Origin of the sequence: Alkalihalobacillus alcalophilus ATCC 27647 = CGMCC 1.3604, assembly GCF_000292245.2 — a bacterium.
GTDB lineage: Bacteria > Bacillota > Bacilli > Bacillales > Bacillaceae_D > Alkalihalobacillus > Alkalihalobacillus alcalophilus.
In genome coordinates, this window is sequence record NZ_ALPT02000051.1 from 1 (window position 1) to 21869 (window position 21869).

Below are 21869 nucleotides of genomic sequence, written 5' to 3' on the forward strand. Positions count from 1 at the left end.
AAAAGTCGTGAGGTTGAAGGACGTATTCTGAGCGCTACAGTCAGACGAAATCCAAGCGGAAAGTTCTTTGTATCCATTGTAGTCAAAACAGACGTACAGCCCTTGAAGAAAACGGAATCATCTATCGGTATAGATTTAGGCATCAAGGATTTTGCGGTTTTTTCGGATGGTCACAAGATGGACAATCATACGTTCACAGCCAAAATGGAAAAGAAATTAAGACGTGAGCAACGAAAACTTTCAAGACGTGCGTTAAATGCTAAAAACAAGGGTATGAACCTTCTTGATGCCAAAAACTATCAGAAACAAAAACGTAGAGTTGCTAGATTACACGAAAGAGTAATGAACCAACGTGACGATTTCCTTCACAAACTAAGTACAGACCTCATCAAAAACCACGATATTGTCTGTATCGAAGATTTGAACACCAAAGGAATGTTACGTAATCATAAATTAGCTAAATCGATCTCGGATGTATCCTGGTCTGCCTTTGTATCGAAATGAGAATACAAAGCGAAATGGTACGGGAAAACCATCGTGAAAATAAGCAGGTGGTATCCATCTAGTCAAATCTGTTCCGAATGTGGACATCAAGACGGCAAGAAATCTCTTGAAATAAGGGATTGGACGTGTCCTATTTGCGATAAACATCACGATCGAGATATCAATGCCAGCCAAAATATTCTAGCTGAAGGGGTAAGAACCTTCCACACGGCTTAAAACAACATTCAGAACCGTAGGAATCGACGGGGATAGCTTGGTCCATAAGAGAAACCTCTGTTGGCAAAGAAATCGGCTGGCAAGTACGCTCTGTTCCCAAGAATCTCCCACTTCAAGCGTTAGCTAAGTGGCGAGTAGTTCAAATCTCCACGTTTTTTTCACATTTATACTATATGTTAGTTTGAGATAATAATAAAAGGAGCTAGATAGCGTAATGAAGGGTAGAAAAAATATATTAATTATTGATGATGAATGGACAATGCGTAATTTGTTAAAAATTTACCTTTCAGATAATGAATTTAACATATTTGAAGCATCCAACGGTGTAGAAGCATTAGAGCAAATCAAATTACTATCCGATCGATGTGACCTCGTTATATTAGATTTAATGATGCCGATCATGGACGGGTTTGAATTCTGTCAAAAAATAAGAATGACTTCTGCTATCCCTATTCTGATGTTATCTGCAAGAAAAGATTTACATGATAAGGTGATGGGGTTAAATCTAGGGGCTGATGATTATTTAGTCAAGCCATTTGAGCCTGAAGAATTAGTAGCAAGAGTACAAGCACTTTTAAGGAGAGTATCTTATCAAGATAAAAGTGAGGACAATGGAGATTTGATCTTAACAAATGGATTACAGATTATATTTAATAAACGACAAGTTTTTTATAAAAATAATCAAATCACTTTAACGGCAAAAGAGTTTGATTTGTTGTATAAGCTTGCTTCAGCACCAGGTCGAGTCTATTCTAGGGAAGATTTACTTCAATTAATTTGGGATGACGAATATATAGGTGCTACACGAACAGTAGATTCCCATATCAAAAATATTCGCTCTAAGCTAGAATTAGCAGGTATTTTAGAAGAGGTCATTACTACTGTTTGGGGAATAGGTTATAAATTTAATTAAAGAAGTGATATCTATGAATCGAATTAACTTAAAACTTAGTGCAACAATGATTATATTACTCGTGGCAATCTTATTTCCTCTAGGCTTTGTTATTAATCAAATTTTTTATCAATTTAATTTACAGCAAGCTCAGGATGAGTCTCTTTATCTAGCCAAACAATATGCATCTTTAATTAGTGATAGCAGTGTTGAAAGTCGAATAGAAGTTGTAGAAGTTTCAGCAAAATTAGCCAACCAAAAGTTAATTGTTATGATGGAGGATAGAGAGATTTTGGCTAATGCAAATATTGCGTTAGATAATGAAAGCATCCTGTATTTGTCTAATTTACTTGAAAATGAACACCACTCATACTTAACGAATTCTTTTCAAACACCAGATGGATTGACGTATTTAGCGACAGCATCACCCATTTTATTTAATAATGTAAGTGGACATGTGATTATGTTTTCTTCGCTTGAAAGCATTCTACAATCTATGGAAACTGTACAGTGGTTATTAATGATTGCCATTATTGGCTCAATCCTTTTAGGTGTTGGGTTCGCCATCTTCTTTTCAACAAAACTTTCACAACCACTAGTGAGCATGGAAAAAGCCGCTCGACAAATGGCTAAAGGCGACCTTGCTATTAGAGTTCGAGAAGAATCAAACGATGAAATAGGCTCGTTAGCTGGTGCCATTAATGACCTAGCTGCTGAATTAGAAAAAGTTAATAGCCAAAGAAAAGAATTTATAGCCAATATTACACATGACTTACAAACACCGATTACTTATTTAAAGGGGTACACAAAAGCTCTAAAACAAAAACTTTGGAAATCTGAGTTAGAACAACAACAATATTTTGAAATTATTGAAGAAGAAGCTAATCGTTTGTCTTCATTAGTCAATGATTTATTTGATTTAACGAAAATGGATGAAGGGAGGCTTACCCTTCATAAAGAGCAAATTAATGTAGATGAATTTCTCCATTTTGTCGTAAAGAAACCATCTTTGCATGCGTTAGAACGCAACACCTCTATACAAATTAATAACCATACAAAGCAAAACATATATGTGTACGCTGATCCATTACGTTTAGAGCAAGTATTTATTAATCTATTAGAAAACGCTGTAAGGTATACAAAAGATGGCGTCATTACTTTATCGGTTCATGCTGATGAAGAAGTAGTCCTTATTGAAATTACAGACACAGGTGTAGGTATGCAAAAAGATGAGTTACCTTTTATTTTTGATCGATTTTACCGAGTAGAGAAATCTCGCAATCGGGAATATGGTGGTTCTGGTTTAGGATTACCTATTGTAAAACAATTAATTGATTTACATGATGGTGAAATAATTGTTACAAGTGAGCTTGGTAAGGGAACAACAGTCTCTATTACATTACCACGGCAAAACAAAGAACTGGAGACTTTTCATGATGAATAAAAAAGAACTGACCATTGTTATAGTATTTATAGTAGCAGGATTGGGGTGTTTAACTTTTCCAGCTGTATGGCTCTTTCCGGACTTTCATAGGCAAGTCAGTTTTATGTTTTTCACTATTTGTGTCTATGCACTCGTACCACTTATTATTGGTTTTAGTTTCTTTTTCTATTTTCGTTTACGTCGTAAAAGAAGTAGTGATTCATTAAAATAAAATGATGAAACTGTACCTGAGAAATTACTTCACAGGTACATTTTTTTGTTTTAGGAGCTCTTCTAAAGTAATGGTGCTCGTAAATATAGAAATTTATTTGTGTATGAATTTTTATTCCTCCATATTTTTTACACATTCTTTGCTTACAATGAAATTGAATAGGTTATAAGAAGTTGGAGGTATGAATGAAAAGGAAAAAAAGATTAGTTATTCGGACCATTGCTCTTTTAATTATTGCCATAGCGGTTGGATATATGCTTTATACGAGTACGAACTCAAACAAAGCTTCAACCGTTAGAGTCGGTGACCAAGCCCCTAATTTTATTCTGTCAGACTTGGATGGAAATGAAGTTGAATTAGCCGACTATCGAGGTGTGGGAGTATTTCTCAATTTTTGGGGTACATATTGTCCACCGTGTGAACGTGAAATGCCGTATATGCAAAATCAGTATGAGGTTTACAAAAGTCAGGGTGTTGAAATATTAGCAGTAAATGTTCGGGAAGGAGAATTACCAGTGAGAAGATTTGTAGAGCGGTATGGTTTAACTTTTCCAATCCCTATGGACCCGAATGCCGATGTAGTCAGAAAATACGGCGTTCTTCCATTACCGACAACCTTTCTCATTAATGCAGAGGGAACGGTGACCCAAGTCATTACAGGGCTAATGTCAGAGAGTGATATTCAAGAATATATGGAAAGCATCAAACCTTAGGAGTGAATGATTATGCAGCGTTTATCCTGTTCATGTGGCCATACCAATCCAAAAGGAACTGAACTTTGCGGAGGGTGTGGTAAGCCTATTTTAGAACAGGCAAACAATGAAAAAACATTAAATATGCGATACGAAGGGGCAGCAAGACGCTCTCAAACCTACCATAAATCCGTCGTGGATCGAATATGGAATTTCTTTTCATCCGTAAAAGTAGGGGTTTGGATCATTGTGATTTTATTGATTGCCTCTTCAATAGGAACCATTTTTCCTCAACAAATGTATATTCCTACAAACATTAATATTGGTCAGTATTACGAAAATGAATTTGGATTTTTAGGGAAGCTTTATTATGATTTAGGGTTTCATAATCTTTACAAGTCATGGTGGTATTTATTGCTACTAGCTGCTTTAACTGTTTCATTAATTATTGCGAGTGTAGATCGTTTTTTTCCACTGTATCGTTCTTTGAAGAATCAACGTGTTAAGAAGCATGTTAGCTTTATGAAGAAACAACGACTTGTGAGTGAAACGAGCAATATAGAGTTTAATTCTGTCAAAAACGCGATAGTGGAACAACTAGAGAACAAGAAGTATAAGGTGACTACGGATGGAGACGCATTACTTGCAGAAAAAGGACGTTTCTCAAGGTGGGGACCGTACGTGAATCATATTGGCTTAATTGTTTTCTTATTAGGAGGAATGCTGCGATTTTCACCAGAGTTGTTTGTAGACGAATTTATGTGGATTAGGGATGGGGAAACGAGACCAATCCCAGGAACAAATGATGAGTACTATTTAGAAAGCGATCAATTTTTACTGGAGTTATACGATGAGGATGATGAAATATTTCAAAATGCAATCCAAAGAGCGGGAGGAACTGTTGTTAAAACATATCAAACTTCTGTAACGTTGTACCAGAATCAAAATCATGATCAATTAGGGGGAACTCCGAATCTTGAAGAGTTAAAGTCCTACGATATTCGTGTAAATGAACCATTGAAGTTTGATAGCTTTGCCCTATATCAACTGAATTATCGATTAAATGAATTTAAGGCCATGGATTTTAAATTGATCAACGAAGAAACGGAAGAAGAAATAGGCCAAATTCGAGTCGATTTATTTAATCCTGATATGGTTTATGAACTAGGTGAGTATACGATTACATTGAATGATTTTTTCCCTGATTTTTATATAAATAGTGAAGGGAATCCAAGCACGCAAACTAGCTTACCTAATAATCCAGCCTTCATTTTTGAGGTGAAGAGCCCAGAAAAAGAAGAGTCTGAAGTAAGCTTTTTATCAATAGGTTCCAATTTTGACCCTAATGAGTCGAATACCTATATACTCAGATTGGCTGGAATTGATATGAATCATGTCTCTGGATTAACCGTAAGAAAAGATTATACTTTACCTTTCTTAGTGGTAGGAGGAGCCATTTTTATGATTGGACTCGTGCAAGGGAGCTATTGGACTCATCGGCGAATTTGGATCAGAAAAGAAGCAGAAGGTGTCATTTTAGCGGCACATGCGAATAAAAATTGGTTTGGATTAGCTCGTGAGATTAATGAGATGGTAGAAAAAGTGAATCTCAGTCAAGTTACTGATCAAACGAATATAAGTGAAGAGAAAGAGAGGAAGAAAAATGGCGGAAGTGAGTAGTAATTTTTTAATGGTGGCCTTTTTTATCTATATCGTTGCATTAGTCATTTTTTCATTAACACTTTCTTTTGAAAAAAAGAAAGATGTGAAAAAGAGTAAAAAATGGGGACGGGTTGGCTTTACTGTGGCAAGTTTAGGGTTCTTGTTTCAACTGGGCTATTTTATTACTCGCTGGATGGCGGGAGGACATGCCCCAGTTAGTAATATGTTTGAATACATCACGTTTTTAGGCATGACGATTATTTTAGCGTTTCTTATTCTATATTTAATATACAAAAAATCTGTACTTGGTATATTTACGTTACCGGTAGGCATTATTATTATTGCCTATGCATCAGTATTTCCGAGTGATATCTCACCGTTAATTCCTGCTTTACAGTCTAATTGGCTACATATACATGTCATCACGACTGCAATAGGGCAAGGGATTCTAGGAATAGGGTTTATTGCCGCTTTAATTTATTTAATTCGAGTTGTTGATCAATCGAAAAAGTCGAAACAAACATTTTGGTTGGAGACCATCATCTATACAATGATCTGTGCTGTCGGAATTGCCATTACTGTAGGGATGTTCTCAGCCATGAATTACACAATAACATTTGATTGGGTGAATGAATTAGAAGTAGAAAGCCAAATAAGCTACGAATTACCGGCCATTGTCGGACCTCATGAAGGAGAATTAGTTCACCTCGATCAAGATAAGTTTGGTCCATTATTGGAAACACCAAGTTGGATGAATGGTGTCGATGCACCTAGAAAATTGAACACATTTTTATGGTCGATTCTATCAGGGAGCTTATTGTACGTCGTATTAAGGTTGACACTAAGAAAGCGACTATCTGCAGCACTGCAGCCATTAGTGAAAAATGTGAATCCGCATCTCTTTGATGAAATAAGTTACCGGTCTATTTTAATTGGTTTCCCTATATTTACACTAGGTGGTCTCATTTTTGCGATGATTTGGGCTCAAATCGCCTGGACTAGATTTTGGGGTTGGGACCCTAAGGAAGTATGGGCTTTAATTACGTTTCTCTTTTATGCGGCCTATTTACATTTACGCTTATCAAAGGGCTGGCATGGGGAAAAATCAGCATGGTTATTAGTGATTGGTTTTGCTTTGATTATGTTTAACTTACTTGTTGTTAATCTAGTAGTGGCGGGGCTTCACTCTTATGCGTAGGAAGGAATTCATATGAATGAAATAAATATCTTTTTGGCTTTTGGTGCAGGGGTTTTATCTTTTATCTCGCCGTGTAATTTACCTTTATACCCTGTATTTATCTCTTACATTACAGGTGTATCGATTGAAGATTTAAAGGAAAAGGGAAGAAAGATTTCACCAATCGCGATGTTACACACTTTTATTTTTATACTTGGTTTCTCGACGATATTTGTTGCTTTAGGTATGTCAACCTCATTGATTGGTGAATTTTTTATTATGTATAACCAATTAATAAGACAAATTGGAGCTATTGTAATCGTCATTTTCGGACTGATTACACTTGGCTTATTCAAACCGTCATTTTTGATGAAAAATCATCAGCTGCAATTATCGAAAAAGCCAGTTGGCTTTTTCGGTACCTATTTTATAGGGATTGCATTTGCGGCTGGATGGACACCATGCATCGGTCCAATATTAACCGCGGTTATTACTTTAAGCCTTACAAATCCAGGCTCCGGTATGACCTATATGAGTGCCTATAGTGTCGGGTTCGCACTTCCCTTTTTCTTTATGACCTTCTTTATTGGAAAATTGAATTGGATAAAGAAGTATATGAATCTCATGATGAAAATTGGTGGAATACTTATGATTTTATTTGGGATTATGCTTTATTTTGATTGGATGACAAAAGTAACTTCTTTTTTAATAAATAACTTATTTGGTGGATTTATGGGATTCTAGACGAAGGGGAAGAAAGGAGTACTGAAGTGATGTCGCAAATAATAATTACTTATTATTACTTTACTTCTAATTTTATTTTTATATAAAAGTTCATTTAAGCCTCCACTACAAGAACGTATGTTTGTTATAATGAGGGTGGAGGTGTTTTTATGAGAAAAACAAAATGTATACTTTCAAAAGAAATTGTAAAAAGATATCTAGAAGGGGAAAGCACATTAGAGATTAGCAATGTTGCTAATGTATCACAAAGAAGGATACGAACCATTCTAAACGATTGGAAATTGGATTTATCAGGATAAAGAACTTTATTTAGCCAGGAAATTTGATAAATTCAGATTGGAAGAAGATACTTAAATTATATCTGCTTTCTTTTTTTGATTTAGAAGTTTACATAATATTTATTATAGGAGGCAAAAAATAAAATAGAAATCCAGTCTCAATTGCAAAGTATACTTTAAGTTTTGAGACAGAATCGATCTTTTTTATGAAACGAGTAATATTTATTAATTTTAAATTTTTAACCTAGAGATCTTCTTAATAAATTTTGAGCTGTTTTGGCATGGAATAATTTTTCTTGTTCAATTAAACCTAGTTCTAATTGTTGCTCGATTTGTTGAATTCTTTGTCTAATTAACCCTTTAAAATCCTTGACTTCTTTATATAAATCAGTTTGAAAATGTGTGACTTGAACCCCGAATCTTTTGGCTTCTCGGTAAATCTCACCGATTAAATCTTCATCATTTACAATTTGTTGGAAATATTCATCAAAGGTTTCGACCGTTCTTAATTTTACTACTTGTTCCTCAAAATCATTAAACAAGGCCTTAAAGTCGTTTACTACTTCTTTTAAAAATTGTTCGTAAATCATAATCTGTCTAATCTCCCTTCCAAATTATCTATATTGTGTTATAGCTATCTCATTTTATTTACAATTATTGATTCTTTTGCAAAATAACGATATTATGTATGTACTACCATTTTTATGCAATAAGGATTTTGTTGTGTTTTTTAATCCTTTATTTTCGTTCATTTTTAACATGATTTTGAGAATCATTCACTTTTTTTAAAGTGCTTTTCATGTGAAAGACGAATATAATAAAATAAAGGTTACTAAAATTATACATATATCTATTTCAACTTTGTTGACTAGCAAGAGAGGAGTTGTTTTATGACTCGACAGCATGCATGGATGGCATTACGTGCTGTGCTATTAGCCGTCGCTATATTTATCATTGGTTGGCTTTTTATCAAACTATTTTCCATTACGTACCCATTTTGGTTTGCGGCCTTATTTGCTTGGTTTTTACAGCCGTTTGTACGATTTCTTCAAGAAAAATTACGATTATCTTCTGGATTTGCGAGTCTGTTTGGACTATTAGGTGGCGTCTTGATCATTAGTAGTATTATTACAGGTATCGTCTTTTTACTTATTTACAGCTTCCGCAATTTCTTTATGCAGTTTCCAGCATGGATTGAGATGGCTTCAGTAGGGATTCAGAACTTTTTCAATAACGTTGTCTTCCCTTTTTGGCAAGAGGCGTTAGGTATTTTTAATAGCTTTAGTATTGAAGAACAGGAAGCTTTAAAGCAGAGTATTCTTCAACTCGGTACTCAGCTTGGTGCCTTATTAGGTCAATTAGGACAAGGGATTGTCGACCGATTTACTCATTTGCTATTAGGTTTACCGACCTTTTTTGTTGCTTTTTTGTTTTTCCTCTTGAGTATTTACTTTATGGGTAAAAGCTGGGCACAATATCAAGACTTTTTTAAAAAGACGATTCCATATGCAGTTAGGTTAAGAGCAAAGGATTTTAATGCTGCGATCAAAAATCGCCTTTTTGGATTTATTCGAGCTCAGTTTATTATTATGGCCGTCACTGCTTTTATTGTTATGATTGGTTTAACCATTCTAGGTGTTGATTATGTATTTACATTATCAGTTGTGATCGGAATTGCAGAATTATTGCCTTATTTGGGTACTGGTACGATTCTTATTCCATGGTTCATTTATTTATTCATTGCAGGTGACGTTAGTTTAGGAATAGGCTTAGCGGTTTTGTATGCGATTATCGTGATCATTCGTCAGCTATTAGAGCCGAAAGTTTTATCGAGTAGTTTAGATTTAAATCCGGTAGCAGTTCTGATTTCCTTTTTTGCGGGGCTTCAAGTATTTGGGGCGATTGGATTATTTATTGGTCCGGTAATACTTGTTCTTGTTATCATCTTACATGATATTAAAGTCACGCATGACATCGGGCGGTTTATTCGAGATGGTTTCTCTTATTAAAAGCATTGAATACTTGCTTCCTTTAAAGAATTGGTAGTATAATACAAGTAATTAATCACATACACTAAAAAGACCACAGGTGCTGAGAACACCTATGGTCACCAATAGCTTATTTCCCTCTAGGGGGTACGGCTATCATGGCAAAAATAATCCACCATGGCCTGTTCAGCTCAAGGGTGGATTATTTTTTTTCGTAAAAAGACAGGATCGCTACAATTAGACTAGCAAAACTAATCATCAAAACTAACGATTGAAAAACTGTCATAAGCACCACCTCCCCTCAAATGGAGATGATGCCATACCACCCTTGAGTTTTATTAAGCTATTGTCTGTTTATTATATCATGAATTATCTGGTAAATGGTTCCTATTTTTCGTTTTTAGTTTACATAATAATATTATTGTGTTTTTTATTACTTGTACTCATTTCCCAAAAGATAAAACATAACTCCTGTAGCCACCTCCCACAAACGTGTGGATTCAAAAAAAAGAACCGAACTAATAAATTCGGTTCTTCTAGGAGACATTGTTTATTCACTTATCTCTTCCTTTTGTTTATCTTTCCATACGTTAATAACGGTTCCCTCAGTAGCTGTATCAATTGCAAATGAGCCATTGCTATAGCGATCGCTATTTCGGAAGCTCTTTACGGACACAGTAGCGGTTGCTCCTTTATCAGTCGTCATAATGTACTCTTCGTTCGTATTTAGGACCCGTTTGCAGCCTACTAAACGGTGTGGATTTGATTTTAATTCTCTTAACATCACTAATCCCCGTTTGGCTCTTGATGATTTATCGAATTCAGAAATTGGCATTCGTTTGACGGCCCCACGTTGGGTAAAGATAATAAACTCAACTTTTTCATCTAAAGTAAACGACGTGGCATCGATCACAAAATCTTTTTCTTTTAAATTGATTCCTTTAACACCAGAAGCTCGTTGACCGACCAATGTCACTTCTTCTTCGCTAAACCATAATCCATAACCTAAATGAGTTGCTAAGAAGAGTTCGCCTGTACCTTTTGTTCGCATGACACTAATAAGTTCATCGTCTGCTTTTAGTTTTAAAGCCATTAACGGTTTGGAGTAACGTTGAGCCTGATAGAGTGATAGCTGGGTACGCTTCACCATACCTAGTTTTGTCACAAATAATAATGACTCTTCCTCTTCATCAAATGAACGGACACAGATCGCATCGATGACTTCATCATCCCGGTCAATACTGACAATATTGGCGACATGTTGGCCATTGTCCTTCCAACGAATATCAGGAAGCTGGTGAACTGGAATGTAGAGATAATTTCCTTGTTTTGTGAAAATTAAAAGTGTATCGGTCGTATTCATTTCTAGCCTCTTTAATAATCGATCCCCTTCTTTCATTCCAGGGTCATCGCCATTAGAAGCAGTATACGAACGAATGCTCGTTCTCTTCACATACCCTTCATTTGTGACTGTCACCATAACATCTTCAGCCGCAATTAAGACTTCCATGTTAATTTTCAAGTCTTCAATTTGGTGTTCAATAATCGTTCGACGTACATCAGAAAATTGTTTTTTAACAGATAAAAGCTCTTTTTTGATAACACCAATTAGTTTTTTCTCACTCGCTAAAATCGCTTCTAACTCATGAATACGACGCTCAAGCTCTGCCGCTTCTTCTTCTAATGTCGTGATATCTGTATTCGTTAAGCGATAAAGTTGTAAAGTGACAATCGCTTCAGCTTGAGGCTCTGTGAATTGATATTTTTCGATTAAATTCGTTTTAGCATCTTTTTTATCTTTAGATGCACGAATCGTTGCAATGACATCGTCGAGAATTGAAACGGCTCGAATAAGACCTTGTACGATATGGTGACGATCGCGAGCTTTATCTAGCTCATAGGTCACTCTTTTCGTCACAACAGATTTCTGGTGGTCAATATACGCTTGAATAAGTGGTTGCAAGCCCATAAGTTTAGGTGTTTTGTTATGAATGGCGACCATATTAAAGTTATAGGTCACTTGTAAATCCGTGTTTTTTAATAAATAGTTTAAAATTGCGGTCGCATCTGCTTCTTTTTTCAATTCCACAATAATACGAAGGCCTGTTCGGTCGGTATCATCTCGAACTTCTGCAATCCCGTCGACCTTTTTATCAAAACGGAGCTCATCCATTTTTTTGACTAGATTGGCTTTTACAATTTCATACGGAATTTCCGTAATCACAATTTGCTGTCTTCCACCACGTAGTTCTTCAACCTCTGCTTTAGCTCGAACGACTATTTTCCCTTTTCCTGTCTGATAAGCTTGTTTAATTCCTTCAATGCCTTGAACAGTTCCACCAGTTGGGAAATCAGGTCCTTTAACAACCGTCATTAAGTCATCTAATGTCGTTTCAGGTCTTTCCATTTGCATGATAACACCATCAATAATTTCCCCCAGATGATGTGGCGGGATATCGGTAGCATAACCAGCGGATATTCCTGTTGAACCATTGACAAGGAGATTTGGAAACATGGCTGGTAAAACAACTGGCTCCATTTCAGAATCATCAAAGTTTGGAATGTATTCTACCGTTTCTTTATCAATGTCTTTTAAGAGCATCGCGGCAATTTTTGACAATCTTGCTTCTGTATACCTCATAGCAGCTGGTGGATCACCATCAATCGAACCGTTGTTCCCATGCATATCTACGAGTAACTGACGAACCTTCCAATCTTGACTCATACGAACCATCGCATCATAAACAGATGAATCGCCATGTGGATGATAGTTCCCGATCACATTACCAACGGTTTTAGCAGACTTACGGAATGCTTTATCCGCCGTATTTCCTTCACGGTACATCGCATATAAAATTCGTCTTTGTACCGGCTTTAAGCCATCTCGTGCATCTGGTAGGGCACGTTCTTGAATAATGTATTTACTATAACGACCAAAGCGGTCACCAATCACTTCTTCTAAAGGAAGATCTAAGTAACGTTCTACTTGTGACATCGCTTATTCCTCCTCTTCTACTACAGCTAAGTTTTCGTTTTCTAAAATGTTTGTTTCCTCTTCTAATCCGAAAGCAACGTGAGACTCGATCCATTTACGGCGTGGTTCTACTTTATCACCCATTAAGGTGGTTACACGTTTTTCCGCACGTGCTGCATCATCAATCTTGACACGAATAAGTGTTCTTGTTTCGGGATCCATCGTCGTTTCCCATAGTTGTGTCGCATTCATTTCTCCAAGTCCTTTATAACGCTGAATCGTATAACCTCGGCCAATCTTTTTTATCGCCTCTTGTAGCCCTTTTTCATCCCAAGCGTATTCAATCACTTCTTTTTTTCCTGAACCTCGACTGACTTTATAAAGAGGCGGTAAGGCAATATACACTTTTCCAGCTTCGACAAGCGGTCGCATATAGCGGTAAAAAAACGTTAATAACAGAACTTGAATGTGAGCACCATCGGTATCAGCATCCGTCATAATGACGACTTTGTCATAATTAACATCATCAATCGTAAAGTCTGCTCCGACACCAGCTCCAATCGTATGAATAATGGTTCGAATTTCTTCGTTTTTCATAATGTCATCGATTTTTGCTTTTTCTGTATTAATAACTTTTCCTCGCAGTGGCAGTACGGCTTGGAATTTCCGATCGCGCCCTTGTTTAGCAGAACCACCGGCCGAATCGCCCTCAACAAGATATAATTCATTTCGTTTCGGATTTTTTGACTGAGCTGGCGTTAATTTTCCGCTTAATAAAACATCTTTTCGTTTATTTTTCTTGCCATTACGTGCATCTTCACGAGCTTTTCTTGCTGCTTCGCGTGCTTGTGATGCTTTGACTGCCTTTTTAATTAAAAGAGAGGCGATATCTGGGTTTTCTTCAAGGAAATAAGAGAGCTTTTCGGACACGAGACTATCAACAGCCGAACGTGCTTCTGGAGTACCTAATTTTCCTTTTGTCTGTCCTTCAAATTGTAATTTAGCTTCTGGAACACGAATCGAGATGATCGCTGTAAATCCTTCGCGAATATCAGAGCCATCTAAATTTTTATCTTTATCTTTTAGAAGCTTTACTTTACGTGCATATTCGTTCACGATTCTCGTCATCGCCGCTTTCGCCCCAAGTTCATGGGTACCACCGTCTTTTGTACGAACGTTGTTGACAAATGAGAGCACATTTTCTGTGTACCCATCGTTAAATTGAAAGGCTAATTCCATTTCAATTTCATTGTTCTCTCCCGTAAAATAGACAACTGGAATTAATGTTTCTTTGTCTTCATTTAAATATTCAACAAATGCTTGAATTCCTGTGTCATAAACGAATTGTTCACTGGACGTTTCCCCGCGTAAATCAACTAATTCAATTTTAATTCCTTTAAGTAAAAAGGCAGCCTCGCGTAAACGTTCGGTTAACGTTTCTAAATTATATGTAGTCGTACTAAATATGATAGGATCTGGCTTAAAATGAACAACCGTTCCGGTTCTACGAGTATTGCCAATCATTTCAAGAGTTTTGGCTGGCTTTCCACCATTTTCAAAACGTTGGCGGTAGCGTTTTCCATCACGCATAATTTCAACGACAAGCCATTCTGATAAAGCGTTTACTACCGAGGCTCCTACCCCGTGAAGTCCTCCACTTGTGGCATAGCCACCTTGTCCAAATTTTCCACCCGCATGTAAAATCGTAAAAATGACTTCTGGTGTCGGCTTCCCTAATTTATGCATTCCTGTTGGCATCCCGCGCCCTTCATCAGAGACAGAGATGCTGTTATCAGGGTGAATAGTGACATTTATGTATTCTCCAAACCCCGCCAATGCTTCATCGACGGCATTATCAACAATTTCGTACACTAAATGATGAAGCCCTCTTGCGTCTGTACTACCAATATACATCCCTGGTCTCTTCCGTACAGCCTCGAGTCCTTCTAATACTTGAATGGAATCGTCGTTATATTCCAGATGATTTTTATTAACCACTATATAGAAACTCCTTTCAACCGGCTGCTCCCCAAAAACAGCTTATCCCACCTTTACAGAAAATAAGAGTGTTCACTGCTTTATTGGTGATCTGTATTTGTATGTTTTGCCATTTTTAATTGTATCGATATTTTCTAGATTCGCAACTGTTTTTCTGAAATCCTCTCATTCTCATGAAAAGGTAACAGAAAGTTATTTAGGATGATGATGAAAACACCTCTTCTAACTTAAGAAGAGGTGTAAAGCCATCTCCTATTTAAACTTTGCATGTTCCACCTTAATACAACGATTCATTACTGTAAGGATGTTATGTTCTTGTAAAAGCTTTGCGGCATCCTCGTCGAAGACATCCAACTGTGTCCAAAATACTTTCGGTTTGATTTCAGTGGCTTCTTTAGCCAAGTCATAAACAAATTCACTTCTTCTGAACACATTAATGATATCGACCTCTTTGTCAATATCCTTTAGTGAAGCGTAAGATTTTTGGCCAAGAACAGAATCAACCATTGGATTAACCGGAATAATCTCATAACCAGCCTTTTGCATCGCTTCTGAGACCATATACGAGGTTCTAGCAGGGTTATTAGACAAACCAATAACTGCAATACGTTTATACTTATGCAAAATCTCTTTTATTTGTTGATCCGTTGGATTTGTAAATGTCATGATTTTAACTCCTTTGGCCCACTTGTTTAATAAGGGTACCTTTTTTTAGTAATTTCTGCAACTTTCAATTAAATTCTCTCTCATGCTAGCTTACTTCGCTTTTTTTAATCGATATTCCTTCTTTTGTCACTCGTCTAAATAAATGAATACTTGTGTAACCAGTGTAAAATTATCGTTCCCAACCTTATCTTATCTCAAACCTTTTTAATCATCAAGATAAATAAGATCGTACGTTCGTTATTCCTTGTTCTTTATAATCAAACTCCTTTTCTTATTTGAAAACACAAGCTAAAATGAAAACAAGTTGAGAGCAAGCTTTTTTACAGTGCACTTTACTAAAGGAGAAGATGTCGATGGGAGCAGGAACAGCAATTGTAACAGGAGCAAATTCTGGAATGGGCCTTGCAACAACGATCGAGTTAGCTAAAGAAGGTTTTCATGTTGTGATGGCTTGCCGAAATGAACAAAAGGCAAAAGAGGCACGGGAACAGGCGGTTACAGAAAGTGGCTCTGATTTAATCGACGTCATTCCTTGTGACCTTGGGTCGATAAATAGTATTGTCGAGTTTGTAAAAGAAATTGAACGACGTTATGAACAAATCGATCGATTGATTAATAACGCAGGGGTTGTATCACTAAAAAAAGAGTATACAACAGATGGTTTTGAAGCGATGATCGGTGTCAATCATTTAGGACACTTCTTATTAAGCAATTTATTGTTAAATGTGATGAAAAAATCAACAGAGGCACGGATTATCAATGTGTCGTCAGGAGCTTACAAGGTTGGAAGAATCGATTTAGATGACCCTCATTTTAATCAACGCTCCTTTAATGTTGTGAAGGGTTACAGTCAATCTAAATTAGCAAATATATTATTTACTTTGGAATTAGCTAAAAGGCTTGAAGGCACGACAGTTACAACATATAGTCTTCATCCTGGAGCTGTTTCAACGAGTCTTGGTGTCAACCGTACCTCTGGCTTCGGGAAAACGATTCATAAATTACTAAAACCGTTCTTCCTAACACCTAAAGAAGGCTCAGCAACGGCTATTTATTTGGCGACTGAGCCTCAAATCGAAGCTTATTCAGGGCAATTTTTTTACAAAGAAAAGCCGCAACAACTTACGAGCAAACAAATTAGCGCTGAAAATGCGAAAAAACTTTGGGATTGGAGTGTCGAACAAGTTCAGCTTGAACGAGACTAGATAACAAAGGGATATTTCCCATAACCTTATTAAAAAGTTCAGAGTTTATCACTTTGAGCTTTTTGTTTGTTCGTTGACCTACTGAATGTGACGTTTATTTAAGCACCTCAGAACCCTCATTATCTAGAGCGTCTAGAAGACAACTTTCGACTCTAACTCCCTTACAATAGCATTTCATGTCCAAATTAACGTTCCATGAAATAACTATTTCACAGAACGTTAAATTTACGGTAAACTAAGGATGAGGTGATGACAATGTCGTTATTTGCAAAAATAAATCAAAAAAATAAACATACTCTACATAACAATCAGGAGTCTTCTAATTCATTAAAAACATTCAAAAAAGCGGAACAACTGCCACTGTTCATTCAAGAGTATATGGTGAACCGACTATCTCTTGGTTATTCAAAAAATACGATTCAACGATACATCTATGATTATTTTGCTTTCTTTCAATTTATAGAACGGATCGCAGGAGATGATGCCTTTTCCCCTCAATCGATTACATTAGATGATTTTTTAGAATTAGAAAAAGAAGGAATTGAACATTATATTTCTTACTTAGCTTTAGAGCTCGAAAATGAACCGACCACCATTAATCGAAAAATTTCTGCTTTGCAGTCATTATTTGATTTTTTAGTCAAACGAGGAGATGCCCCCACTAATCCTGTGCTTTCAGTACAAAGGCCGAAAAATGGAAAACGAGAACCTGTTTATTTAACGAAACCAGAGCTTCATTCTTTGTTGAGTTGGTTAAAAGAACCGCATTATTCCACAAAAAAACAAGCCTTTTATCAAGAGAAATTAAAATCTAGAGATTATGTGACATTCTATTTGTTGATGACCACTGGACTGAGAATTTCTGAACTGGCTTATTTAGCGATTGGACAAATTGACTTCGGCCAGTCACGACTGAAGATTAAAGGGAAAGGAAATAAAGAACGCTCAATTCCTCTTTCAGCAGCAACAATCAACGTGATGAAGGCATATTTACACGATATTCCGAGTGACCAAAGACCAAGTGATGCGGATGACTATTTTATAGTCGGATATGATTTTACAAAGAAAGCTTATACAAATGGGGTTTCCATTAGTAGCTTACAAAAAATGATTAAACGAACGATTGAGCAAGCCAAGCATCAGCTTCCCTTTTTAACGTTTAAAAAATAAGCGCTCATAAACTGCGTCATAGTTTTGCAACCGAGCTTGTAGCGTCAGGAACCGATGTCTTAACCGTTCAAACTTTACTCGGACATGAATCAGTATCAACCACTCAAGTTTATGCCCATGTTCAGCAGGAAGCTCGCGAGAAAGCGATTGCAAATTTATTGATCACAAATGAATAAAGGTCATTTATAATAAATAGAGTAAAGGGGGAAGTTCAATGGAAATCAATGTTGAAATCAATATGCCATTAGAGAGATTAGAGGTGCCAACATTACGAGAGAAAATAGGTTGGGGGCGCCGTGAGCAAGACTTTCCAACTCTTTTTGAGCGCTGTAATTTTTGGGCGGGTGTTCGTAATGATGAAAATGAATTGATTGCTTTTGGCTATGTATGTGGAATGGGTTTAGAGCACGGCTACTTAGAAGACATTATGGTGGACCCCGAGTATCAGAATCGAGGGATTGGTGTCACGCTTGTGCAAGCTCTAATTGAAGAAGCCAAAAAATTTGGATTAGAAATTTTAACCGTTACCTTCGAATCTGGAAATGAGAATTTTTATCGTGTTGCTGGATTTAATGCAAGTAAAGGTGGCACCTTATATTTAGATGCGTGAGATAAATGAAATAAGACCGTAAATAGGATGTTCCCTATTCACGGTCTTTTGGCTAACAATAAGTTTACATAATATTAATATTGAAAACTTATTCTATAATTGATATAGACGGCTATATTTTTCTGTTAAATAATTGACAAGTGGTTCCGAATTAATGCCACCACCAGTAATATCTTTGATGATTTCTGCTGGTTTTTTCATACCACCGTGTTTATGGACATTTTCTGTTAACCAATTACGGATTTTAGCGTTGTCCCCCGAAAGCAACAATTCATCATATTCAGGGATATCTTTGATGATTTCTTCTTTCATTTGGGCGGCATAGATGTAACCTAGTGCATAGGATGGGAAGTAACCAAATGACCCCATTGACCAGTGAACATCTTGTAGAACGCCTTCCCCATTATGAGACGGACGAATGCCTAAGTATTCTTCCATTTTATCATTCCATGCATCTGGTAAATCTTTTACTTCGAGCTCTCCGGAAATTAAGGCTTTCTCTAATTCATAACGAAGGATAATGTGTAGACAATACGTTAACTCATCAGCTTCAATTCGAATGAATGAAGGTTTTGCTTCGTTAACAGCAAAGTAGAAATCCTCTAGTGTGACATCGTCAAATTGTCCATTGGAACACTTTTTAATAACGGAATAATTTCTTTCTAAAAACTTTTCATTTTGCCCGACAAATTTTTCTAAAAATAATGATTGAGATTCATGAATGCCCATCGATGTTCCGCCACAAAGTGGAGTGCCAACTAATTCTTCAGAAATGTTTTGCTCATATAAAGCATGACCACCTTCATGGATCGTTCCGTATAAAGAGACTCTGAAGTCACTTTCATTATATTTTGTTGTGACACGGACATCACCTGGGTTTAATCCCATTGCAAATGGATGAACAGTTTCGTCTAATCGTCCTGCCTCAAAGTCAAAACCAATTTCTTTTAAAATGGCTACACTTAACTCGCGTTGTTTTTCTTTCGGGAAATGGGCAAAAAGAAAATCATTTTTAGGTTGATGCTTAGATTCCGTTACACCTTTTACTAATGGAATTAATTTTTCTTTTAAATCCCCAAACACTTCGTCCAAAGTATCAACAAATACACCTGGCTCGTAATCATCTAAGAGCGTATTATATGGATGTCCTTCATAACCACGATAGCCAATAAACTTTTTCTGAAATTCCACGATTTTTTCTAAATATGGTTGAAACATAGAGAAATCATTTTTTTCTTTTGCTTCCTCCCATGCATTTTCCGCTTTTGAGCGTAAGACGATAAAATCTTTAAATTCATCTTTAGGGATCTTCATATTTTTGTCATAGCTCTTTTGCATTTCTTCCACACTCTTTTTGGTGACCTCAGAAAGACCTTCGAAAATTTCAGGCTGCTGCAACTCTTTTAAAAAGTTGGCCATCTCATTAGATGTGGACATTTGAAAGAGCTCAGATGATAAAGTCCCAATCACTTCAGAGCGATGAATCATCCCTTTTTTCGGAGCTCCTGTCCGTGAATCCCAGCCTAGAAGGCCGACTGCTTGACGATAGCTATTCATTTTCTTTAAATAATTTCGGAATTCAATTTCCGTTTGTTGTTTGGTCGTTTCCATATGTATCTAATCCCTTCTCATCTAAAATAACGTTCATTAATTATTTCGACAATCGAATCGTTTTCCCTTCTATTTTGCCTATCTTTTTTCAGAATAACGATTTCATGATATAGTATCGTTAGGTAGGAGGAGAAATAACGATGAATATTACGTTAACAGAATCAGCAGCTCGTTTATATATAAAAGAAATGGAGCTCAAAAAAGGGGATAACTTAAGGTTATTTGTACGTATTGGAGGGGTTGGCTCTGGTGGATTCTCGGTTGGAGTTATGCGTGATACACCTTCTGAACGTGCTTATGTAATTAAAATAGATCAAGTTACCTTCTTTGTGGAAGAAGATGATTTCTGGTATTTAAATGGGATGAGCATTGACTACAATGAAGATTTAGGCTATTTACAAATTGAACATCCGACATTTGATAATATTGATCACCCAGAAGATAAAAAAGAATCATGACCTTGATTAAGTCATGATTCTTTTACTATTTAATCCTTTTTCTTCGCTTGTGTTAATTGTTGCTCTGCCCGGCCAAGAATTTCAGAAGAGGTTTCAAAAAAATAAGCATTCATCCCATTTTGGTGGCTGGCAGCTTTTTGATATTGTTCCTTTGCTTGATTCAAAGCATCAGTAGCTGCTTTTAATTGCCCCTCATCCATATTAACAGTCGCTTGCCCAACCATATGCTGAGCTGACTCAATCGCCATCTGTACTTGAGCTAAATCGTTGTACCCTTGGTCGTGCTGCTCGCGATTTACCATACAATACCCTCCATTATTCAAAACAATGTTATTTAACAATATGAATAATGTATGTTAGTTTTGCTTTTTTTATACGTCAGCTAGTTAAGTTTACATAATAATATTATGTTATTCTCATCTACAGTTAGTTGGGATCTGAAATTTTAAAGATAATTTCCCCTTCCTCTGTTGAGCTAAAAGTAATGAGCCATTCTCCCGTCTCCTGATCATAATCCACCTGTTGAACCGTGACGTAATGGAGGCCTTCATAAGTCGATTCTAAGCCTAAATTTTCTAAAACATGAGGGTAAGCCTCTTGAATCGCTTCTTTCGCATTTAGGGTCGCTCCTTCTGGTTGTTCGGGTTCAACGATTTCAAAATCAAGAGGGTGTGCTTGCCCTGGCCAAGATTCCAAAATTGCTTCTACTTCTATGCGAATAAAATCTCCAATTTCCGCTCCACTGACTCCAGAAACAAAGACAAGACCACTGTTTTCAAAATGAACTAATGTGTCTGGCGTCGAGCTAACATATCCTTCAATCCAAAAAGCTTCCGTTTGAAGGGGAAAGGAAACGAGTACTTCTCCAGTTGTTCCATCCACTTCTTGCTGAATGTCTCCGCTCTTTGACGATGAAAAGGAGACAACCCAAATATTTCGCTCTTGATCGTAAAAGGCATCATAAACACTAACTACCTTTGTTCCTTCAAAATAGGAAGCCATCCCTAACTCTTCAAGAACAGTCGGGTAAGCCATTTGAATCGCTTCTTGACTACTAATCGACGCGGATTCAGGTAAGTGCGGTTCCTCAATTTTGTAATTTGTTACGTTTGCTTGAGAGGGGTAGGATTCCATTAATGCCTCTATATTTACCTTTAAATAGTCACCAATTTTGGCGCCCCCAATGTTAGAAAGGGAAACAAGTCCAAGTTCTTTTTCGTTCATCATAACCCTTCCATCCACCGCTAGAACAAAACCTTCAAGCTCCCAATCTGTTGAATCACTTCCTCCAGATTGATTGCAAGCCACTACTAAGAATATTCCTAATAAAATCCAACTAAATTTTTTCATTTTTCTCCCTCCATATCTT

At 36.6% G+C, this 21869-nt stretch carries 22 protein-coding genes and 1 pseudogene; 15 read left to right on the plus strand and 8 right to left on the minus strand.

The annotated features are described in order from the left end of the window. The 9 genes and pseudogenes from BALCAV_RS13820 to BALCAV_RS22355 form a co-directional block, all read left to right on the plus strand. Positions 1-720: pseudogene (locus tag BALCAV_RS13820) on the plus strand (RNA-guided endonuclease TnpB family protein); the annotation flags it as partial. Positions 721-934: 214 nt separating this feature from the next. After that, the gene (locus tag BALCAV_RS13825; protein WP_003321437.1) at positions 935-1633 is read left to right on the plus strand and encodes a response regulator transcription factor; all 699 of its coding nucleotides are present in this window, start codon (positions 935-937) and stop codon (positions 1631-1633) included. A gap of 13 nt (positions 1634-1646) precedes the next feature. Next, positions 1647-3056 (plus strand): sensor histidine kinase, encoded by a 1410-nt coding sequence (locus tag BALCAV_RS13830; protein WP_003321436.1) that lies wholly within the window; start codon positions 1647-1649, stop codon positions 3054-3056. Then, a complete protein-coding gene (locus BALCAV_RS13835) occupies positions 3049-3267 on the plus strand; it encodes a hypothetical protein (RefSeq protein ID WP_003321435.1) in 219 nt (72 codons plus the stop codon). The genes BALCAV_RS13830 and BALCAV_RS13835 overlap by 8 nt, the downstream gene beginning before the upstream one ends. Before the next feature lie 185 nt (positions 3268-3452). Further along, positions 3453-3980 (plus strand): thiol-disulfide oxidoreductase ResA, encoded by a 528-nt coding sequence (gene resA / locus BALCAV_RS13840; protein ID WP_003321434.1) that lies wholly within the window; start codon positions 3453-3455, stop codon positions 3978-3980. Positions 3981-3992: 12 nt separating this feature from the next. Further along, positions 3993-5639, plus strand: a complete 1647-nt coding sequence (gene resB, locus BALCAV_RS13845) for a cytochrome c biogenesis protein ResB (protein WP_003321433.1) — start codon at positions 3993-3995, stop codon at positions 5637-5639. Beyond that, positions 5623-6819 carry a c-type cytochrome biogenesis protein CcsB gene (gene ccsB / locus BALCAV_RS13850; protein ID WP_003321432.1) on the plus strand — a complete coding sequence of 399 codons (1197 nt, stop codon included), beginning with the start codon at positions 5623-5625 and terminating at the stop codon, positions 6817-6819. Before resB ends, ccsB begins: the two co-directional genes overlap by 17 nt. Positions 6820-6831: 12 nt before the next feature. Beyond that, on the plus strand, positions 6832-7542 hold the full coding sequence (locus BALCAV_RS13855) for a cytochrome c biogenesis CcdA family protein (protein ID WP_003321431.1): 711 nt from the start codon (positions 6832-6834) through the stop codon (positions 7540-7542). Between the two features lie 149 nt (positions 7543-7691). After that, positions 7692-7841 carry a hypothetical protein gene (locus BALCAV_RS22355; RefSeq protein WP_160173420.1) on the plus strand — a complete coding sequence of 50 codons (150 nt, stop codon included), beginning with the start codon at positions 7692-7694 and terminating at the stop codon, positions 7839-7841. Between the two features lie 218 nt (positions 7842-8059). On the opposite strand, the gene BALCAV_RS13860 is transcribed toward BALCAV_RS22355, so the two are convergent. Further along, positions 8060-8410: a hypothetical protein gene (locus BALCAV_RS13860; RefSeq protein WP_003321430.1), complete on the minus strand. Its 351-nt coding sequence runs from the start codon at positions 8408-8410 to the stop codon at positions 8060-8062. A 300-nt stretch (positions 8411-8710) separates the two neighbouring features. Between BALCAV_RS13860 and ytvI the strand changes: the two genes are divergently transcribed. Next, entirely contained in the window at positions 8711-9829 is a 1119-nt protein-coding gene (gene ytvI, locus BALCAV_RS13865) for a sporulation integral membrane protein YtvI (RefSeq protein ID WP_003321429.1), read from the plus strand. 181 nt (positions 9830-10010) lie between these two features. Here ytvI and BALCAV_RS23440 read toward each other — a convergent pair whose 3' ends face one another. The 4 genes from BALCAV_RS23440 to BALCAV_RS13880 form a co-directional block, all read right to left on the minus strand. After that, positions 10011-10094, minus strand: a complete 84-nt coding sequence (locus tag BALCAV_RS23440) for a putative holin-like toxin (protein WP_327857078.1) — start codon at positions 10092-10094, stop codon at positions 10011-10013. A gap of 264 nt (positions 10095-10358) precedes the next feature. Next, the gene (gene parC, locus BALCAV_RS13870; RefSeq protein WP_003321428.1) at positions 10359-12803 is read right to left on the minus strand and encodes a DNA topoisomerase IV subunit A; all 2445 of its coding nucleotides are present in this window, start codon (positions 12801-12803) and stop codon (positions 10359-10361) included. Positions 12804-12806: 3 nt separating this feature from the next. Beyond that, positions 12807-14780 (minus strand): DNA topoisomerase IV subunit B, encoded by a 1974-nt coding sequence (parE, locus tag BALCAV_RS13875; RefSeq protein ID WP_003321426.1) that lies wholly within the window; start codon positions 14778-14780, stop codon positions 12807-12809. 252 nt (positions 14781-15032) lie between these two features. Further along, complete coding sequence (locus tag BALCAV_RS13880) at positions 15033-15446, minus strand: CoA-binding protein (RefSeq protein WP_003321424.1); 414 nt, start codon at positions 15444-15446, stop codon at positions 15033-15035. 353 nt (positions 15447-15799) lie between these two features. Between BALCAV_RS13880 and BALCAV_RS13885 the strand changes: the two genes are divergently transcribed. The 4 genes from BALCAV_RS13885 (at position 15800) to BALCAV_RS13895 (ending at position 18431) form a co-directional block, all read left to right on the plus strand. Beyond that, positions 15800-16651: an SDR family oxidoreductase gene (locus tag BALCAV_RS13885; RefSeq protein ID WP_003321423.1), complete on the plus strand. Its 852-nt coding sequence runs from the start codon at positions 15800-15802 to the stop codon at positions 16649-16651. A gap of 255 nt (positions 16652-16906) precedes the next feature. Further along, on the plus strand, positions 16907-17821 hold the full coding sequence (locus BALCAV_RS13890; protein ID WP_052044387.1) for a tyrosine-type recombinase/integrase: 915 nt from the start codon (positions 16907-16909) through the stop codon (positions 17819-17821). 11 nt (positions 17822-17832) lie between these two features. Further along, a complete protein-coding gene (locus BALCAV_RS23280) occupies positions 17833-17997 on the plus strand; it encodes a tyrosine-type recombinase/integrase (RefSeq protein ID WP_326938314.1) in 165 nt (54 codons plus the stop codon). 38 nt (positions 17998-18035) lie between these two features. Continuing rightward, positions 18036-18431, plus strand: coding sequence for a GNAT family N-acetyltransferase (locus tag BALCAV_RS13895; protein WP_003321421.1), 396 nt, complete (start codon positions 18036-18038; stop codon positions 18429-18431). Between the two features lie 93 nt (positions 18432-18524). Here the strand turns inward: BALCAV_RS13895 and BALCAV_RS13900 are convergent, their stop codons facing one another. Next, a complete protein-coding gene (locus BALCAV_RS13900; protein WP_003321420.1) occupies positions 18525-20042 on the minus strand; it encodes a carboxypeptidase M32 in 1518 nt (505 codons plus the stop codon). 140 nt (positions 20043-20182) lie between these two features. Here BALCAV_RS13900 and BALCAV_RS13905 point away from each other — a divergent pair, with 140 nt between their 5' ends. Continuing rightward, the gene (locus BALCAV_RS13905) at positions 20183-20500 is read left to right on the plus strand and encodes a HesB/YadR/YfhF family protein (RefSeq protein ID WP_003321419.1); all 318 of its coding nucleotides are present in this window, start codon (positions 20183-20185) and stop codon (positions 20498-20500) included. A 29-nt stretch (positions 20501-20529) separates the two neighbouring features. Here the strand turns inward: BALCAV_RS13905 and BALCAV_RS13910 are convergent, their stop codons facing one another. Further along, positions 20530-20802: a DUF2564 family protein gene (locus BALCAV_RS13910; protein WP_003321418.1), complete on the minus strand. Its 273-nt coding sequence runs from the start codon at positions 20800-20802 to the stop codon at positions 20530-20532. Between the two features lie 124 nt (positions 20803-20926). Continuing rightward, positions 20927-21850, minus strand: a complete 924-nt coding sequence (locus BALCAV_RS13915; protein ID WP_003321417.1) for a hypothetical protein — start codon at positions 21848-21850, stop codon at positions 20927-20929. Between the last annotated feature and the right edge of the window lie 19 nt (positions 21851-21869).

Coding starts and splice junctions, on each gene's coding strand:
- ytvI (WP_003321429.1), top strand. CDS start 8,711: ATGACTCGACAGCATGCATGGATGGCATTACGTGCTGTGCTATTAGCC.
- BALCAV_RS13830 (WP_003321436.1), top strand. CDS start 1,647: ATGAATCGAATTAACTTAAAACTTAGTGCAACAATGATTATATTACTC.
- BALCAV_RS13835 (WP_003321435.1), top strand. CDS start 3,049: ATGAATAAAAAAGAACTGACCATTGTTATAGTATTTATAGTAGCAGGA.
- BALCAV_RS13880 (WP_003321424.1), bottom strand. CDS start 15,446: ATGACATTTACAAATCCAACGGATCAACAAATAAAAGAGATTTTGCAT.
- BALCAV_RS23440 (WP_327857078.1), bottom strand. CDS start 10,094: ATGACAGTTTTTCAATCGTTAGTTTTGATGATTAGTTTTGCTAGTCTA.
- BALCAV_RS13890 (WP_052044387.1), top strand. CDS start 16,907: ATGTCGTTATTTGCAAAAATAAATCAAAAAAATAAACATACTCTACAT.
- BALCAV_RS13915 (WP_003321417.1), bottom strand. CDS start 21,850: ATGAAAAAATTTAGTTGGATTTTATTAGGAATATTCTTAGTAGTGGCT.
- resA (WP_003321434.1), top strand. CDS start 3,453: ATGAAAAGGAAAAAAAGATTAGTTATTCGGACCATTGCTCTTTTAATT.
- parC (WP_003321428.1), bottom strand. CDS start 12,803: ATGTCACAAGTAGAACGTTACTTAGATCTTCCTTTAGAAGAAGTGATT.
- BALCAV_RS13825 (WP_003321437.1), top strand. CDS start 935: ATGAAGGGTAGAAAAAATATATTAATTATTGATGATGAATGGACAATG.
- BALCAV_RS13855 (WP_003321431.1), top strand. CDS start 6,832: ATGAATGAAATAAATATCTTTTTGGCTTTTGGTGCAGGGGTTTTATCT.
- BALCAV_RS13860 (WP_003321430.1), bottom strand. CDS start 8,410: ATGATTTACGAACAATTTTTAAAAGAAGTAGTAAACGACTTTAAGGCC.
- resB (WP_003321433.1), top strand. CDS start 3,993: ATGCAGCGTTTATCCTGTTCATGTGGCCATACCAATCCAAAAGGAACT.
- BALCAV_RS13910 (WP_003321418.1), bottom strand. CDS start 20,802: ATGGTAAATCGCGAGCAGCACGACCAAGGGTACAACGATTTAGCTCAA.
- BALCAV_RS13905 (WP_003321419.1), top strand. CDS start 20,183: ATGAATATTACGTTAACAGAATCAGCAGCTCGTTTATATATAAAAGAA.
- BALCAV_RS22355 (WP_160173420.1), top strand. CDS start 7,692: ATGAGAAAAACAAAATGTATACTTTCAAAAGAAATTGTAAAAAGATAT.
- BALCAV_RS13895 (WP_003321421.1), top strand. CDS start 18,036: ATGGAAATCAATGTTGAAATCAATATGCCATTAGAGAGATTAGAGGTG.
- ccsB (WP_003321432.1), top strand. CDS start 5,623: ATGGCGGAAGTGAGTAGTAATTTTTTAATGGTGGCCTTTTTTATCTAT.
- BALCAV_RS13900 (WP_003321420.1), bottom strand. CDS start 20,042: ATGGAAACGACCAAACAACAAACGGAAATTGAATTCCGAAATTATTTA.
- BALCAV_RS13885 (WP_003321423.1), top strand. CDS start 15,800: ATGGGAGCAGGAACAGCAATTGTAACAGGAGCAAATTCTGGAATGGGC.